The sequence below is a fragment of the Methylotenera versatilis 301 genome (assembly GCF_000093025.1).
In the GTDB taxonomy this organism is placed as follows: Bacteria; Pseudomonadota; Gammaproteobacteria; order Burkholderiales; family Methylophilaceae; genus Methylotenera; species Methylotenera versatilis.
Genome location: NC_014207.1, coordinates 2307913 through 2324329, shown reverse-complemented (window position 1 = coordinate 2324329; position 16417 = coordinate 2307913). Strand labels below are relative to the sequence as shown.

Genomic DNA, 16417 nt, shown 5'->3' with positions numbered 1-16417 from the left:
ATTGATAATACATGGCTAAACAATCTAAAGTCAGCGAAAAACTGATAAATGCCAGTATAGCAAGCATGGCTATTTTATTCATAATCTTATGGTTAATGCCTCAACCGCCATCAATGTCGCAAATTAAATTTATGCCATTATGGATACATATTACTTGTGAGATGTTTTCAATCATGGTTGCCATGTTTGTGTTTGGCGTCACTTGGAACTCTTACAAAGTTGAAAGGGATAGTAATTTAATTATCTTAGCATGTGGTCTGCTAAGCGTTGGATTGATAGACTTTTTACATCTTCTTTCATTTACCGGAATGCCAGATTTCATTACTCCATCAGGTCCAGAAAAAACCATTAACTTTTGGCTTGTAGCGCGTTTAATAGCAGCAATAACCTTGCTCACAGTTGCAGTGAATCCATGGCAACCTTTTCAGAAAAAGAGTTCACCATATATTTTTATTGGAATAAGTCTTTCAGTAACATTCTTGACCGCTTGGCTAGGTATTTATCATCAAGATCTTTGGCCAAGAACTTTTGTAGAAGGTAGTGGTTTAACAGCCTTCAAGATTGGTTCAGAATATATAATTTCAGGCTTACTATCAATCGCGGCATTTTTGTTTTACAAAAGCACTAGGCAGGAAAAGATGCCTCGATATGATATTTATAGTCTATTTGGAGCCTCATGCGTCACGATACTTAGCGAGCTATCTTTTGTTAATTTTCATAGCTTTACAGATATTTTTCAACTTTTAGGCCACCTATATAAAATTAGTGCTTATTTGTTAATTTACCGTGTGGTTTTCATTAGCAGTGTTCGCGCTCCATTTGAGAGTTTGGAGGCATTCAAAGAAAAGCTTCTAGTTTCTGAAAGCATGTTGCAATCAGTCATAGATAATGTACCAGTGCGAGTTTTTTGGAAAGATCGAGAATTACGTTTTTTAGGAGCAAATAAATTATTTCTAAAAGATGTAGGCTTAAGTCATATTAATGAAATTGTAGGTAAAAAGAGTGAAGATTTATTCACTGAGTATAATGAACTATATAGTCAAGACGACTATACAGTTATCAGAACGGGTAATTCAAAACTCAATTATGAAGTGCCTTTTAAAAAGGTTAACGGGGAGTCTGGGTGGTTACAAACAAGCAAGGTTCCATTAAAGGATACAGATACTTGTGTTATAGGAATCCTAGTTACGTTTACTGATATCACAGAACGCAAAAAAGCAGAGCAAACAATCGAATTTCAGGCAAACTATGACGCACTCACCCAGCTACCTAATCGTCGTTATTTCAACATCAGACTGGAACATGAAGTTAAAAGCGCAGTTCTAAACGGTAAAAAATTTGCTTTAGCTTTATTAGATATAGATAATTTTAAAGAGGTCAATGACACTCTTGGTCATAGCGCAGGTGATGAATTACTGAAACAAGTTGCGCAACGTTTAATAAATTCCGTAAGAGATATTGATACAGTTTCTAGATTAGGTGGGGATGAATTTACTATAATTATCAGTAATTTAAAGGATAATAATACCGCAGAAGTAGTCGCACAAAAACTATTAAAAGCATTATCCGAACCATTCAAATTGGAAGAAAATAAGATCTTTTTGACAGTCAGCATAGGTCTTACAATTTATCCTGACGATACTAACTTATCTGAGGATATGTTGAAAAATTCAGATCAAGCCATGTATCAGGCAAAACTTCAAGGACGTAATCGTCATAGCTACTTTACATCCGATATGCAAGTAGCTGCCCAAAATCGATTACAACTTACGAATGAGTTACGTGTTGCGATCGAAGAAAAGCAATTCAGCTTGGTATATCAGCCAATTGTCGAGTTATCGACTGGATTTATTCATAAAGCAGAGGCTTTAATTAGATGGCAACATCCAAAGCGCGGTGCAATAAGTCCTATCGAGTTTATTCCAATTGCTGAGATTACTGGTTTAATTGTAGAAATTGGTGACTGGGTGTTTTATGAAGCCTGTAATCAAGTTAAGTGCTGGCGAAATATTTTGGCTCATAATTTTCAAATTAGTATTAATAAATCACCAGTACAGTTTACCCATAAAAGACAGGGCTTTAAAGAATGGTTTGATTTTTTAAGGGAGTTAGATCTTCCAGGCGAAAGTATAGTGATTGAGATTACAGAAGGCTTAGTTTTAAACGCAGACGCCTCCATCAAGAATTTATTAATGAAATATAGTGAAGCAAATATTGGAATTTCACTTGATGATTTTGGAACAGGGTATTCGTCATTAACGTATTTAAAAAAATACGATATTGACTATATTAAGATTGATAGATCATTTATAAGCAATATATCTTCAGGATCTGAAGACTTAACATTATGTGAAACTATGATAGAAATGGCACATAAGTTAGGAATAAAGGTGATTGCTGAAGGAATTGAAACTGAAGAGCAACTTGAGTTATTGATTTCTGCGGGTTGTGATTATGGTCAAGGCTATTGGTTTAGTAAACCCTTAGCCCCTAAAGAATTTGAAAACTACTTTATGAAAAGAAATAAGAATTTTATTGACTCAACACACTAACTACCAAAAAATCCAACCGGTTAGGCTGTTAATTTTAGGTTAGTCTTCATGGAATTAAGCTGAATTACTCCTTTTCATTATCGTTTAAAAGACTTGTATTTTGTCATATACTTTTCTTAAATATATGAATTTTTATAACCTATTTACCTCGATACTTAGAGTCTTACAATGAGCCACCTCTCAACGCACCATATACATAAACAATCTAAAGCTGTGTCACATTCATGTGTTGGCTGTAAAAATACTATCGAATTAGATTTTGACTTTGAATATGCGTTTCAACCTATTGTGGACGTTAGTACTAAGGCTATATTTGCTCATGAGGCATTAATCAGAGGTCCGAATGGCGAAGGCGCACATACTATTTTAAGTAAAGTAAATAACGACAACACATACCGTTTTGATCAAGCATGTCGAGTCAAGGCTGTTAAATCTGCAGCCGAATTGAAGCTTAAGGAAATGTTATCAATTAATTTTATGCCTAATGCCGTATATAGGCCTGAACTATGTATAAGCACTACATTAGCAGCTGCAAAAAAATACAACTTTCCTGCAAATAACATTATTTTTGAATTTACAGAGCAAGAAATAATTAAAGATACAAAACATCTTATAAATATTGTGAATGAATATAAGAAATTAGGGTTTAAAACTGTACTGGATGATTTTGGCGCAGGTTACGCTGGTTTAAACCTATTAGCTAGTTTTCAACCTGACATTATCAAGATCGACATGGATTTAATTCGCGATCTTGATACAAGTAAGTCTCGCCGCATTATCACTAAAGCTGTGACACGTATGTGTGAAGAATTGAATGTACTAGTAATTGCCGAAGGAATTGAAACCACAGCTGAAAGAGATGTGCTAGTTGACTTTGGTATTAATCTTTTTCAAGGATATCTTTTTTGTAAGCCTGCTTTTATGGCAAAAGGAGTAGTTGACCCAAAATCTTGGTGTGATACGTGATTAAACTACTAAAAGACTAATATCTGATTGCATCAACGGAGTATTAGCCCCTCTTAGAATACTCTTTTATATTAATATTATTATGTTAATTGAGAATGATTTCTTGAACGGTTTCAGCCTAGTTTAGTCTGTTGAAGATCCTAAGAAAATTTGTGGGCATAGTTATGATTATTCTTGGATTAAACTGTTGATTCGGTCGGATGGTATTCATCAAACGCATCCTAACTCTTAATCAGAAATTCTACTGGGGTTGATCTTAATGTGCCTGATTTTGTATTAATTATGTTAATTAATTATCAAGCTAATTAACACACTAAATTTCTATTTCGGCTATATTTTTTATTTTTAGTTATGTTGTAAGTGCTATAAATCTTTAATCATCTTTTAATTATATGGACTAAGTTATGTCAATCAATCAATTAATCTATATCAGTCAAGCTACACGCAAGATGTCCAACTCTGAGCTGCTTCAAATTCATACTACAGCTCAGGAAAATAATGCAAAAATCGATGTGACAGGAAGCCTGTTTTATAACGGCGGTTGGTTTTTGCAAGTACTAGAGGGGCCGATAGAGACCTTATCCAAACTGTACATTAAAATTGAGAAAGATCCACGTCATAAAAACTCCCGTATCATATACAACGAACCAGCAAAATTCCGTACATTTACACGCTGGACTATGAATATGACTAATCTAGATGATCGACAAGCTGACAAATATGATGAGCTAGTTGAGGTGATTGAAGCAGCAAAAACAGATCGAAAAATTGGCTCAGCATCGCCCGCAGTTACGCTACTTAAAATTTTTAAAAACTAATTTAAGATGTAAATGAGTCGAAGTTTAAACTTCGGCCCTTTTAATTGTTTCAGGTAAATTGAGAAAAAGTATTAAATCTACTAAAGGCAGATTAGATTTAATACTTAATCAAATCACTCTAATACAGATTTTTAATGCCTTAAAGTCATAAACAATAGAAATTGTTAGCATGCTAACCAATGCTATTAACTCCATTTAATGCGATCAATATCTCTATCAGTCCTGCAAAAAACTAATATAAAAAATCAAACAGTTCACATTTTGTATACCAAGCTGTATATTTACATGTGTTATATTAAATTCTTTAAAATTTAAGCAATAAACAAGTAGTGGTTGTAAATGTTTTATGTAAATCAGATGGGCAACTTTTTAGTCACATTTGTATGGAGATCAAAAAAATAATGGACTTCGTTAATTTTGTTCCTGTCGGCTGTAAAGAGTGTCGAGACAAAACCAAGCTTAATATAGATTTTACAATGGCTTTCCAGCCAATTGTTGATATATCTAATAAGTCTATCTATGGGTATGAGGCACTCGTCAGAGGTGTTAATAATGAGGGAGCTGCAACAATACTTTCTCAATTGAATGACAGTAATAGATATGCATTTGATCAGGCAATACGCGTGAAATCTATCGACTTAGCAAAAAAACTCGGTTTGCAAGGTATGTTAAGCATTAATTTTTTACCCAATGCAGTTTACAAGCCTGAAACTTGCATACGCGCAACGCTTGAAGCCGCTGCTGAGATGGATTTCCCCACTGATAGAATTATGTTCGAAGTGACAGAAGGTGAGAAGGTACAAGATAATGATCACCTACGAAACATCTTCGTAGAATACAAAAAACATCGATTTACTACCGCGATTGATGATTTTGGTGCGGGCTATGCGGGTCTGAATTTACTGGCTGATTGGCAGCCAGATATTATCAAGTTAGATATGTCATTAACACGCAACGTTAATACCGACAGAGTTAGACGAGCACTGGTATTTGGCATACTTTCAATATGTAGAGCACTAGATATCCGTGTGATTGCAGAAGGTATTGAGTCTAGGGAAGAATGCTTAACTTTGGCTGATGAAGGTGTAACACTATTCCAAGGATACTTATTTGCCCGCCCTGGATTTGAATCTTTACCCGAAATTCCGGAAGATGTATGGCCACAGGTGAAAACTCGTCGGGCAAGAGACCGTTGGTAGTGAATATTACTTTACTAAGCTTACCCTGTAGATAATCAACTTTATTGGTCTCCCTAACCATATTTAAATGAAGAAGAATGATTGACAATAAACAGTTTAGATTTGATAACGGCTTTGTAGGTATTGATGACGTTATTAATATATCAGAAAGTAATATTGTTACTTATCTTAACGAAAATGATGAATATTTAAATTTTATTCAGCGTGGAGCCGATTTCATTTTACAAATTGTGTCAGAGGGCACACCTGTTTATGGGATTAATACTGGATATGGGGATTCATGTAATGTCGTGATTCCTGAACATCTAGTCTTTAAGCTACCTCGAAATTTATATACTTACCACGGCTGCGGTTTGGGTCAATTTTTGTCCAATTCACAAGTTCGCGCTGTCATGGTCGTGCGATTGGCGTCATTATGCAAAGGCTTTTCTGGCATCAGACCTTTACTATTACGTCAAATTATTGCATTTTTAAATGAAGGTATAGCCCCATTAATTCCTTCCGAAGGTTCAGTAGGGGCAAGCGGTGACTTAACTCCGCTCTCTTATCTTGCAGCTGCTTTATGCGGTGAACGTGAAGTGATTTATAAACATCAACGTATGGATGCACAATATGCACTTCGTTTGTCATGTTTAGCGCCTCTACAGTTACAACCAAAAGAAGCTTTAGCACTCATGAATGGTACATCGGTAATGACTGCACTTGCATGTGAAGCATACACACGTGCTAATTACCTAAAAGAGTTAACAACGCGTATTACTTCTATGGCTTCTTATGCCTTAGATGGAAACGCTAATCACTTCGATGCTTTTTTGTTCACGCTGAAGCCACACTCAGGTCAAGAAAATATCGCAAGTTGGATACGCGAAGATTTAGTGTTGCCAGAGAAATCAAATAGTGGCCGGATTCAAGATAGATACTCGATTCGCTGTGCACCTCATATCATAGGCGTGCTTGCAGATGCCTTACCATGGATAAAAAGCCATATTGAAAACGAAATTAATAGCGTTAACGATAATCCAGTAATTGATGGCGAAAATCAAAAAGTCATGCATGGAGGCCATTTTTACGGCGGGCACATTGCATTTGCCATGGATAGTCTTAAAAACTTGATTGCAAATTTAGCAGACATGATGGACAGACAGATGGCTTTACTGGTCGACACACGCTATAACAATGGACTACCTGCTAATTTATCTGCAGATAGCGGGCCCGACGCCGCAGTGAGTCATGGACTTAAAGCACTGCAAATTAGCGTCAGTGCATGGACCGCTGAGGCGCTCAAACTGACTATGCCGGCGTCAGTATTTTCCAGATCAACAGAATGTCATAACCAAGATAAAGTCAGTATGGGCACTATTGCCAGTCGAGATTGTCTGAGAATTCTCCAATTGACAGAACAGGTTGCTGCGGGCATGTTAGTTGCGGTCTATCAAGGCGTGAGTTTAAGATTACAAATGCCTCAACATGCTCCACTGCATCCTCGTCTACATATGATGATAGATGACCTTTCAAAAATACTAGTGCTAGTTTTTGAAGATAGGGCTCTGCAATCTGAATTGGAAGATTTACTTAATGCAATTCGGTTACGAATCTGGCCGTTATATTCGCATCATAAATGATATTAATTTTTGCTTACCAATAGACAAATGAACGCTTTTCCCTATAAACAATGGTTTGAATACCCGAAACTTCTTCAAAGATTCACTAATGATTTAGTATTTGGTGAGCTAGCTGCATTAAGACCAACTTCAACAAAGGTTAACTTTATTGATGCCGAAGATAATATTGCTTTAGGCGATCATGGCTTGGAAATGGATTCACTTGAGTTAATGGGTATATCGACATCATTAGCGAGGTCTATACACATACATGAAAGCCATCTGAAAGACAATTTCCTTGATAAAACCCGATTGAAAGACTGGCAATCGATTGTATTTCACAGCTTAGAAATCTTTTCTGAGCGTATATCTTTTAAAACATCAGGTAGTACAGGGTTGAAAAAGTATTGTACTCATCAGTTAGAAGACCTAGAGGAGGAGGCGCAATTTCTTGCTAAACTACTGCCAGGACGCCAACGCATTTTGTTGGCTATTCCTTCTCACCATATTTATGGTTTTATCTTCAGCATATTGTTACCACGTTATTTGAACCCAAATATTGAGATTATTGATGTTAGAGCGCTATCATCAAATACACTAATATCAATTATGGCGTCAGGAGACCTCGTGTTGGGGTTTCCTGAATTTTGGAAATATATTGAAGAAGCTGGTGTTTTATTACCAGCGGATGTTATCGGTGTAAATTCAGCGGGACCTTGCCTAGAACAGATAGGACTGAGTTTATTAAATCGTGGGTTATCAAAGCTATTTGAAGTGTATGGTGCATCCGAAACTGCAGGAATAGGTTGGCGAGACCACCCCTCAGATTCTTATAAACTATTTCCATTTTGGGAAAAACAGTTACTCGATTCCGAACTTAAACGTGTGAGTTTGAATGGACAATCATTCATCGTTCATTTGCATGATCGTCTACACTGGTTTTCTAGTAACAAATTTAATGTCATCGGACGTAAAGATGACATTGTCCAAATTGGAGGGATTAATGTTTCGTTGCATTATGTCCGAGACATACTCAAAACGCACCCTGCAGTAAAAGATGCTAGCGTGAGAATGATGAGGCCAGTGGAAGGTAATCGACTAAAAGCTTTTATTGTCTTTAACGATAATGGTGATGAATCTCAGGCACTAGAGAGCTTGAATGCACACATAAATTTAGTTTTGCTACCTCATGAAAGACCAAAGTCAATAAAAATTGGTTCAAGTTTGGCTACCAATAAAATGGGTAAGCTATGTGATTGGTCTATAGATGTTGAATCTCACTGATCAATGATTTTAACTGCTTGAGGATGAATGGCAGTCACTCGATTTCTTCCACCATGTTTAGATGCATAAAGCGCTTCGTCTGCAATTTTTAGCAACATATCAATACCTGTAACATTTTCATTCACTGTACTTACGCCAATACTTACTGTGTAACGAATCTTCTGTCCATTCACCTCTAAGAGCGATTCAGCAATAGAGCTTCGAATTCTTTCAGCAATTTTTATTGCACCTTGCATATCTGTTGATGGTAAGAGTGCACTGAACTCTTCGCCCCCTATTCTGGCAACCAAATCCATTTCCCTCACGCAATCCTGTAATACTGCAGATAAGTGTTTCAACACCTCATCACCTGTTGCGTGCCCGAAAGTGTCGTTTACCTTTTTAAAATGATCAGCATCAATGGCTAGTAAGGAAAGTGGACGAGGTCTTTTTTTGCAGCGTTCAAATTCAATCCCGGCAACCTCAAAGAATGCTCGGCGATTAGAAATACCTGTGAGGTGATCATTAAAACTTGCTTTAATAAGATCTTCAGTTGAGTTACGTTTTTCAGTGATATCTCTAATAATCAAAGAATATCTAGGAGGGTTAAAATGCTCATGGAGAGCATTTTCTAATGGTGAAATAATACTACTCCCCCAGAATCGGCTACCATCACTTCTCAAGCACCAACTTTCAAACAGACTCCATCCGTTTTCATCAGCTTCCGCCAGCCGATCTTTTAGACGTTCTTCATCGGTAGAGTCTTTAGGGAAAAATATAGAGTAAGGTTTGTGTTCAACTTCATTCGCTGTATATTTCCCCAAGCGTTCTAAGCTGACGTTCCAATTTTCAATATTTCCATCGCTATCAAGGCTAACAAGAGCATATTCAGTAACACCACTAAAAATGGCGTTGAACCAAGCTTCATTATGCTGCAGTTGCTTTTCTCGTTTAGCCAATAAACTCACGTCAGAAATCACAGCCATAATGCGATCAGCATCAAGTTTTAGTAAGCTAAATGCCAGTACTTTAGGGTCCTCTTTTCCCGGAATACCAGCAGTTAACTGAACACGCAATGCATCACAGATTTGACCTCTTTTCTTAGTGAAACTAGAGCAGAGGTTTTGCAGTTCAGGCGCTATATTTTCTAAAGTGATAAAGAAATTTGATAGATCCCCGTCTGGTGCAATCGGCAAAAGTAACTGAGCCGAAAGTGGGTTAATCATCACAATTTCACCATCACTTTTCATTTGCACGAGTCCAACAGGTGCCATGTACAAAAATTGCAGCAGTGATTCGTATTCAGATTTTAAGTCATCGCTCATATTCGATAATGTAACTAAGATCTAAGAATAACAACGTAGCTATACGAAAATTGGGGACTACTCAATAATCGCAACTTTACACGTGTAGGTTTCATTTTTAGGGTTAGAACATAATCCATAATTTCATCTAACTCCGATGAAGTATCTACTGCATCTTCAAATTTTTGGGCCACCATAAAGTTATTCATACAGGGGGCGACGCTATTAAATAAATCTGAGTCAATCACACTCTCAAGTGAAAGTCCCGCAACTTTTGATTCATAAGCATTATAAACTTTCACCATGCCTTCATTATCAAAACCAATGACACCAAAATCAAGAGAGTTTAATTGGTCATTAGTCAACTTATCCAATGTTTGTCCCAAGCTCAGCATATCGAATGTAATTTGATTCAATTGAGTCATCCTTTAGTAAATTTATAATCTATAAATATTAAATTCGTTGAATTAACAAGAAGTTACAGATTCTTGATTTCATGCGAATTAGTGATTAGTTAAGCCCTGTAATTAGCTTATCTTAGCTTTTGTACAATTTGTAACATATTGAATTATTATATACAGAATTGTATACAATTGTTGATATTTAATGTGTAGGTTTAGTTCTGATAAACCCTGAATAATATTTTATTAAATTTGAGTGTGTAATTGTTTTAGGCGTAGTTTTTTCGAGCGACAAATCTAGAGAATTATCGAGAGTTAAAATCAGGGTCTTGTTGTTTTTTTGGATGGTATTGAGATTCATAGTGACTTATCAGCATACCTACTGCATGAAGCCTACCTAATTTTCTATTTTTTTAACACATCAATCTGAAAGTAATAGAACATTATTGTGTTTGAACACTCATAAGACGTGTATTAAAATTCTTAATAAGGTTAATCATGATTGAACAAGAGAATTATCATAAAGTAACAACATTAGATGAAATGGTAGCACATGCTTGTTTTTGTAAGTTACGCTCTATTTGCTGTGACAAAAATAGTAATGAATGCATGCGCAAAAGAAATATTTACGCAGAGTTTATGATGAAAAAAACAGAAGATCGATTAGTTTAAGGGGCTGCTATGCAAAATGATGAACAATTGATAAGCCTTCTTGAGGCAAGCCATGCCAAATTATCTGAGATTAATACAAATATGCTCAAGGTGTTTTGGATAGTTGCTGTTTTTGCTTTCTTGTATTTTGGGCTGATGTTGTATCTGTTGTTTTTTAAATAGTTACTTACAAAGTTAATCCTAGTTTTAAGCTTAAAAGTTTAGCAATAACTGAATGCCAATTGAGAAATGTTATTATCAGCATTCAAAATGTTCCTAAAAAGATTGTGGTAAAGGCAAGAATAATCTCCAAATTACTGTATTGTTTTGCACTTTTGGATGAAGAAAAGTGTCCGCTTCTGGACGCAAGTTCAAATTTTCAGTGTCAGCTCAAAAGTTATGCAATTATTAGGTAACGGCTGATTACTAGTCTTGCAAAAAAGAGCGTATTCGTAAATACGCTCTTCGATTTGGAAAATGGGAGATCGAGATTAACTAATTACAAAATTTCTATACGTTTACCTGCAACATTTAGTTTTTTAGGCAAAGTTAATTGTAGAACACCATTCTCGTATGAAGCATTTGCAGTATTTTGATCTACATCGACAGGTAACTGGAAGCTTCTACTTACAGATCCAAAATAACGTTCACTCCTTACAACTTTTTCATCTTTAGTTTGTTCGTCATGTTGTTTTATTTCTGCAGCTATTGTCACGGTGCTTCCATCTACAGTGACATGCAAGTCTTCTTTCCTTATACCTGGTAACTCCGCTTGAAATACATATGAGTTGTCAGAATCTTTTATGTCAACTTTAAAGTTACTACTTAGACTTTCACCATGTAAAGGGCTTACAAAATAACCATGCGATCCTAAATCTCCAAAAAAGTCATTGAACAGGTTGTTATTAAATCTGGTTAATTGAGACATATTCACTCCTTTTATTAAGAAAATTTAAAAATATTTGTATGGCATTAAAATTGTCTGCCAATAGCATTTTAATAGTGGTTGTTTGGTTAAATTCAAGAGGTCAAATATTCGAATTTTTAGACACAAAAAAATTGTTATCTCGAATAATTTGTAAAAGGTATTTTTTACAATTTCATTACATTTTTAATAGAACTTTTTAATTTATAAATTAACCAAAGCGTCTTTAGGCTTCACTGTTCAAGTTAACTTTTGATTAATTATTTTTAAAGAGGTTAAAAATGAAAATGACTCAATCATCATTAAAAGCAGTAGGTATTGTTGCATTAATTGCATCGGTATTTGCCAGTGGATATGCTTATCATGGCACAACACAAATATCTGAAGCAAATGCAACGACAGTGCCCATTCCAAATAGCACTTATCAACCCAGAACAGCATTGTCATCAATAGCTGACTTTTCTGAAATCGTTACAAAGCAAGGTCCGGCTGTCGTCAATATTAGTGTTTCCGGGACATTAAAAACTGGTTTTTCTAATTTAAGTGTTATTCCAGAGATAAACCCTGATGATCCATTTTACGAATTTTTTCATCGGTTCCAGCCAGATGCTCCAGAAGGTGATAGTCAGATGAAAGCCTTAGGCTCAGGCTTTATCGTTAAATCTGATGGTGTGATTCTGACAAATGCACATGTCGTATCAGAAGCTAATGAAGTAACTGTGAAGCTAACAGATAAGCGTGAGTTTAAGGCTAAAGTCGTGGGCTTAGATAAAGCATCCGATGTCGCTATTTTGAAGATTGATGCAAACAATTTGCCTACTGTAAAAATTGGTAATCCACAAAAAGCACGTGTTGGAGAATGGGTACTTGCAATTGGATCACCATTTGGTTTTGAAAACAGTGTAACAGCTGGCATCGTGTCAGCTAAGTCTCGTTCATTACCTGATGAAGGGTATGTGCCATTTTTACAAACTGATGTAGCTATAAATCCAGGAAATTCAGGTGGTCCATTATTCAATCTACAAGGTGAGGTAATTGGTATTAATTCGCAAATTTATAGTAAAAGCGGCGGTTCAGAAGGACTTTCCTTTGCAATTCCTATAGATATAGCGATGCATGTAGAAAAGCAGATTCTAGAGAGTGGTAAAGTGAGTCGTGGTCAATTGGGTTTAACCATACAACCCATTACACAAGAGTTAGCTGCTTCATTTGGTCTAGATAAACTAACTGGTGCTTTGGTCAGCGAAGTCAAAAAAGACAGCCCTGCTGAGAAAGCCGGTATTGAAGTGGGGGATATTATTCTTAAGTTCAATGGTAGGTCTCTAGAGCATTCTGAAGAATTACCCCCGTTAGTCGCAGAAACCACCCCAGGTTCTAAAGCGCAATTAGAAGTCTGGCATAACAAAAAGACCAAAGTAACTAACGTTGATGTAGGCGAATTAAAAACCGCAGACACAAGTGTTATGCATAGTTCATTAAGCAAAGGGAAGCTTGGCCTGATAGTTCGACCACTCACTGATGAGGAGAGAAAAGCAGCAAAGACTTCTAGCGGCCTGATTGTAGAAGATGTTTCTGAAGGCTCTGCAGCAAGAGCTGGGATTCGCCAAGGTGACATTATTTTGTCTGCTGGAGGTGAAAAAATTGATAGCGCTAATCAATTAAGTAATTTAATTAGTAACACTCATGGACAGATAGCTTTACTTATCATGCATGGTGATAGAAAGATATTTGTCCCAGTAAAAATTAGTTAGCCAATAATCTGTAAACTTTAGTTAGCAAAAAAGGGCAAGCTAATAAGTTTGCCCTCTTTTCTAATTTAACGACTTAGCAGAACCGAAACGACCTTTTGAATCCATTGAATATTTCAACACAGAGGCTTTGTCAGATAAAGTTAAAATTGAGTCCCGACCTTTAAAGTGTAGACCATTAGCACCTGTCGCTGAGCAATAAATTCACAGGCCTGTGATAGCTCGAATGAATGACTGCAATGGGTCGTTAGTGAAGGTTTTGAGTATCCGCTTTGAAGTACTACAATTATTTTGTCATGCCAATAGCAATCTCAGGCTTAAGGGTATTAGAAAATTAAAGATTGAGTTTTTGGCTTCAAAGCGGACATTTAAGCTAAAAACTAGGAAGCAGTTGATAGTTTTAGCCCAACGATTCCGACAATGATAAGTACCAAACTTAAGATTCGACCTATATTGGCGGACTCACCAAATAAAACAATTCCGGCTATTGCAGTACCAACTGCACCTATTCCTACCCATATTGCGTATGCAGTGCCAACTGGTAAAGATTTCATAGCTATTGCAAGCAACCAAATACTGGTCATGATTGCCAAGACTGTACCAACAGTTGGCCAAAGCCTAGAGAAACCATTGGTGTACTTCAAACCAACCGCCCAAACAACTTCTAACATTCCTGCTATTACGAGAGTAATCCAATTCATCTTAAGTACCTTTCGAATTGGGTCGTCCCATGAGAAAATCAGATGCTTGGTCGTCCAAGCACTAAGAGTAAACGACAATTCTAGCACTAGAAATTATTAGCTGCTATTGGTCCTAAGAATACTCTAAGGTTTGCAACCCAACTTCAGCCCTAGCCAGAAGCAAAAGTTCACATTATCTTTCTACTCAACATCTATTTTACTCAAGCTACCAGTCCATACAACAGCTTACCTATTTGATTTTTACACTTTCTTTACACTCATAGGCAACTTCATTACGACATTTTTACTTTCTTAAGCCTACCATTCAAATTCAGTTAATTTGATTGGTAAGAGACTATGGATTTACTTGGCGTTGGCATGATAGGTATTTATCTATTGCTATGTTATTTGCTGATTTGCGTCCTAGTCAATCGGGAAGGTGGGAAATGAATGTAATGATATTAATAAGCGGCCTCTTGGCGCTACTAGTTTTGGTTTATCTATTTTATGTATTAATTAAACCGGAGAATTTCTGATGCTCTCTAATACTTTTATACAAGTTGGTTTATATCTAACGGTACTTTTGCTTTTAACTAAACCAATGGGGCTATGGATAGCCAAGGTGATGAATGGCGAGTCTGTAATCGCCAATAAGCTAGGTGGGCCAATTGAACGAATTATTTATCGTGCTTTAGGTATCAAACCTGAGACTGAAATGGGCTGGAAACATTATGCAGTGGCGTTGTTGTTGTTTAATGTTATTGGCATCGTTTTTGTTTATGTTTTACAGCGTTTGCAAGTTTGGCTACCCCTTAATCCACAGAGTTTCCCCGCAGTCAGCGTGGATTCATCTCTCAACACTGCCATTAGTTTTGTGACAAATACCAATTGGCAAGGCTACTCTGGTGAGTCAACAATGAGTTACCTCACACAGATGTTAGCGCTCACCGTTCAGAATTTTCTATCTGCAGCTACTGGCATTGCCGTAGTGATTGCCCTGATTCGCGGTTTTGCACGTCACACAGTGCAGACTATAGGTAATTTTTGGGTCGATATTACCCGTTCAACTTTGTATATCCTTTTGCCGTTGTCGTTCATCTTTGCAATTGCACTCATGGGTCAAGGCGTCATTCAAAATTTTGACGCATATAAAGAAGTGACAACCCTACAACCCACGACTTATTCCGTGACTGATTCAGCAGGTAAACAAACAACAGAGGTTACTTCTACTCAAACATTAGCCATGGGTCCTGTCGCTTCACAGGAAGCCATTAAGATGATTGGTACCAATGGCGGCGGATTTTTTAACGCCAATTCGGCTCACCCTTATGAAAATCCTACGCCGCTCTCCAATTTTTTACAGATGCTTGCCATATTTATTGTCCCTGCAGGTTTATGTTTTACTTTTGGCTTGATGGTAGGTGATAGAAGGCAGGGCTGGGCAGTATTTTCTGCTATGGCGATAGTGTTTGTATTAATGGCTGGCGTTGCTATTTGGGCAGAACAAGCCGGCAATCCAGTATTAACTGCCAGTGGTGCAGACCAGACTGTCAGCGTCTTGCAATCTGGCGGCAATATGGAAGGTAAGGAAACGCGCTTTGGTATCGTCTCATCTGCATTATTTACCACTATTACTACTGCAGCGTCATGTGGTGCCGTGAACGCAATGCATGACTCTCTAACTCCATTGGGCGGCTTAGTGCCTATGTGGCTCATGCAGTTAGGTGAAGTTATCTTTGGTGGCGTTGGTTCTGGGCTCTACACCATGCTGATTTATGCGGTACTTGCAGTGTTTATTGCAGGGTTAATGATTGGTCGCACGCCTGAGTATTTGGGTAAAAAAATCGAGATATTCGATATGAAAATGACGGCACTCATTATTTTAGTCACACCATTAATTGTACTTGTTGGCACGGCTATCGCAGTCGTTGCTGATCCTGGTAAGGCTGGTATCGCCAACCCTGGCGCTCACGGATTTAGCGAGATCTTGTACGCACTTTCATCTGCGGCTAATAACAACGGTAGTGCTTTCGCAGGGTTATCTGCTAATACGCCGTTTTATAACACGCTGCTTGCGTTTGCCATGTTTTTGGGTCGCTTTGGCATTATCTTGCCAGTATTAGCCATCGCAGGGTCTATGGCCGCTAAAAAACGTATCCCAGTAAGCTTAGGCACTATGCCAACTCACGGGCCGCTATTTATAACGCTGCTTATAGGTGCAGTGATCTTGGTGGGTGCGCTGACCTACGTTCCGGCAATAGCACTTGGTCCTGTTATTGAGCAGTTGCTCATGACCGCTACTCATTAAG

At 37.2% G+C, this 16417-nt stretch carries 15 protein-coding genes; 11 read left to right on the top strand and 4 right to left on the bottom strand.

What is annotated here, in order from left to right:
* The first annotated feature begins 11 nt into the window (after positions 1 to 11).
* From M301_RS14280 to M301_RS10540, 6 genes are all read left to right on the top strand, one after another.
* Entirely contained in the window at positions 12 to 2552 is a 2541-nt protein-coding gene (locus M301_RS14280) for a bifunctional diguanylate cyclase/phosphodiesterase (protein WP_013148770.1), read from the top strand.
* A 168-nt stretch (positions 2553 to 2720) separates the two neighbouring features.
* Complete coding sequence (locus tag M301_RS10560) at positions 2721 to 3518, top strand: EAL domain-containing protein (protein WP_013148769.1); 798 nt, start codon at positions 2721 to 2723, stop codon at positions 3516 to 3518.
* Positions 3519 to 3922: 404 nt separating this feature from the next.
* Positions 3923 to 4336, top strand: a complete 414-nt coding sequence (locus tag M301_RS10555; protein ID WP_013148768.1) for a BLUF domain-containing protein — start codon at positions 3923 to 3925, stop codon at positions 4334 to 4336.
* A 401-nt stretch (positions 4337 to 4737) separates the two neighbouring features.
* Positions 4738 to 5535, top strand: coding sequence for an EAL domain-containing protein (locus tag M301_RS10550; protein WP_013148767.1), 798 nt, complete (start codon positions 4738 to 4740; stop codon positions 5533 to 5535).
* A 77-nt stretch (positions 5536 to 5612) separates the two neighbouring features.
* Entirely contained in the window at positions 5613 to 7157 is a 1545-nt protein-coding gene (locus M301_RS10545) for an HAL/PAL/TAL family ammonia-lyase (RefSeq protein ID WP_013148766.1), read from the top strand.
* 27 nt (positions 7158 to 7184) lie between these two features.
* Positions 7185 to 8420: an AMP-binding enzyme gene (locus M301_RS10540; protein ID WP_013148765.1), complete on the top strand. Its 1236-nt coding sequence runs from the start codon at positions 7185 to 7187 to the stop codon at positions 8418 to 8420.
* Here the strand turns inward: M301_RS10540 and M301_RS10535 are convergent.
* Both M301_RS10535 and M301_RS10530 read right to left on the bottom strand, forming a co-directional pair.
* Complete coding sequence (locus M301_RS10535) at positions 8414 to 9724, bottom strand: sensor domain-containing diguanylate cyclase (RefSeq protein ID WP_013148764.1); 1311 nt, start codon at positions 9722 to 9724, stop codon at positions 8414 to 8416. The two genes, M301_RS10540 and M301_RS10535, sit on opposite strands and share 7 nt — an antisense overlap.
* Positions 9725 to 9738: 14 nt before the next feature.
* A complete protein-coding gene (locus tag M301_RS10530) occupies positions 9739 to 10128 on the bottom strand; it encodes a phosphonate transporter (RefSeq protein WP_049769971.1) in 390 nt (129 codons plus the stop codon).
* Between the two features lie 474 nt (positions 10129 to 10602).
* Between M301_RS10530 and M301_RS14605 the strand changes: the two genes are divergently transcribed.
* Both M301_RS14605 and M301_RS14525 read left to right on the top strand, forming a co-directional pair.
* Positions 10603 to 10776, top strand: coding sequence for a hypothetical protein (locus M301_RS14605; RefSeq protein WP_013148762.1), 174 nt, complete (start codon positions 10603 to 10605; stop codon positions 10774 to 10776).
* Between the two features lie 9 nt (positions 10777 to 10785).
* Entirely contained in the window at positions 10786 to 10938 is a 153-nt protein-coding gene (locus M301_RS14525; RefSeq protein WP_013148761.1) for a PLDc N-terminal domain-containing protein, read from the top strand.
* Between the two features lie 316 nt (positions 10939 to 11254).
* On the opposite strand, the gene M301_RS10525 is transcribed toward M301_RS14525, so the two are convergent.
* Entirely contained in the window at positions 11255 to 11683 is a 429-nt protein-coding gene (locus tag M301_RS10525) for an Hsp20/alpha crystallin family protein (RefSeq protein ID WP_013148760.1), read from the bottom strand.
* A 278-nt stretch (positions 11684 to 11961) separates the two neighbouring features.
* On the opposite strand from M301_RS10525, the gene M301_RS10520 reads away from it, so the two are divergent.
* Complete coding sequence (locus tag M301_RS10520) at positions 11962 to 13431, top strand: DegQ family serine endoprotease (RefSeq protein WP_013148759.1); 1470 nt, start codon at positions 11962 to 11964, stop codon at positions 13429 to 13431.
* 377 nt (positions 13432 to 13808) lie between these two features.
* Here M301_RS10520 and sugE read toward each other — a convergent pair whose 3' ends face one another.
* The gene (sugE, locus tag M301_RS10515) at positions 13809 to 14129 is read right to left on the bottom strand and encodes a quaternary ammonium compound efflux SMR transporter SugE (protein WP_013148758.1); all 321 of its coding nucleotides are present in this window, start codon (positions 14127 to 14129) and stop codon (positions 13809 to 13811) included.
* Between the two features lie 380 nt (positions 14130 to 14509).
* Between sugE and M301_RS14835 the strand changes: the two genes are divergently transcribed.
* Together M301_RS14835 and kdpA are read left to right on the top strand one after the other, a co-directional pair.
* Positions 14510 to 14644, top strand: a complete 135-nt coding sequence (locus M301_RS14835) for a potassium-transporting ATPase subunit F (protein WP_081439421.1) — start codon at positions 14510 to 14512, stop codon at positions 14642 to 14644.
* Positions 14644 to 16416 (top strand): potassium-transporting ATPase subunit KdpA, encoded by a 1773-nt coding sequence (kdpA, locus tag M301_RS10510; RefSeq protein WP_013148757.1) that lies wholly within the window; start codon positions 14644 to 14646, stop codon positions 16414 to 16416. Before M301_RS14835 ends, kdpA begins: the two co-directional genes overlap by 1 nt.
* Position 16417 lies beyond the last annotated feature (1 nt).

Excerpts from the sequence above, each read along its gene's own strand:
- M301_RS14280 (WP_013148770.1), top strand. The coding sequence starts at position 12 with ATGGCTAAACAATCTAAAGTCAGCGAAAAACTGATAAATGCCAGTATA.
- M301_RS10560 (WP_013148769.1), top strand. The coding sequence starts at position 2,721 with ATGAGCCACCTCTCAACGCACCATATACATAAACAATCTAAAGCTGTG.
- M301_RS10555 (WP_013148768.1), top strand. The coding sequence starts at position 3,923 with ATGTCAATCAATCAATTAATCTATATCAGTCAAGCTACACGCAAGATG.
- M301_RS10550 (WP_013148767.1), top strand. The coding sequence starts at position 4,738 with ATGGACTTCGTTAATTTTGTTCCTGTCGGCTGTAAAGAGTGTCGAGAC.
- M301_RS10545 (WP_013148766.1), top strand. The coding sequence starts at position 5,613 with ATGATTGACAATAAACAGTTTAGATTTGATAACGGCTTTGTAGGTATT.
- M301_RS10540 (WP_013148765.1), top strand. The coding sequence starts at position 7,185 with ATGAACGCTTTTCCCTATAAACAATGGTTTGAATACCCGAAACTTCTT.
- M301_RS10535 (WP_013148764.1), bottom strand. The coding sequence starts at position 9,724 with ATGAGCGATGACTTAAAATCTGAATACGAATCACTGCTGCAATTTTTG.
- M301_RS10530 (WP_049769971.1), bottom strand. The coding sequence starts at position 10,128 with ATGACTCAATTGAATCAAATTACATTCGATATGCTGAGCTTGGGACAA.
- M301_RS14605 (WP_013148762.1), top strand. The coding sequence starts at position 10,603 with ATGATTGAACAAGAGAATTATCATAAAGTAACAACATTAGATGAAATG.
- M301_RS14525 (WP_013148761.1), top strand. The coding sequence starts at position 10,786 with ATGCAAAATGATGAACAATTGATAAGCCTTCTTGAGGCAAGCCATGCC.
- M301_RS10525 (WP_013148760.1), bottom strand. The coding sequence starts at position 11,683 with ATGTCTCAATTAACCAGATTTAATAACAACCTGTTCAATGACTTTTTT.
- M301_RS10520 (WP_013148759.1), top strand. The coding sequence starts at position 11,962 with ATGAAAATGACTCAATCATCATTAAAAGCAGTAGGTATTGTTGCATTA.
- sugE (WP_013148758.1), bottom strand. The coding sequence starts at position 14,129 with ATGAATTGGATTACTCTCGTAATAGCAGGAATGTTAGAAGTTGTTTGG.
- M301_RS14835 (WP_081439421.1), top strand. The coding sequence starts at position 14,510 with ATGTTATTTGCTGATTTGCGTCCTAGTCAATCGGGAAGGTGGGAAATG.
- kdpA (WP_013148757.1), top strand. The coding sequence starts at position 14,644 with ATGCTCTCTAATACTTTTATACAAGTTGGTTTATATCTAACGGTACTT.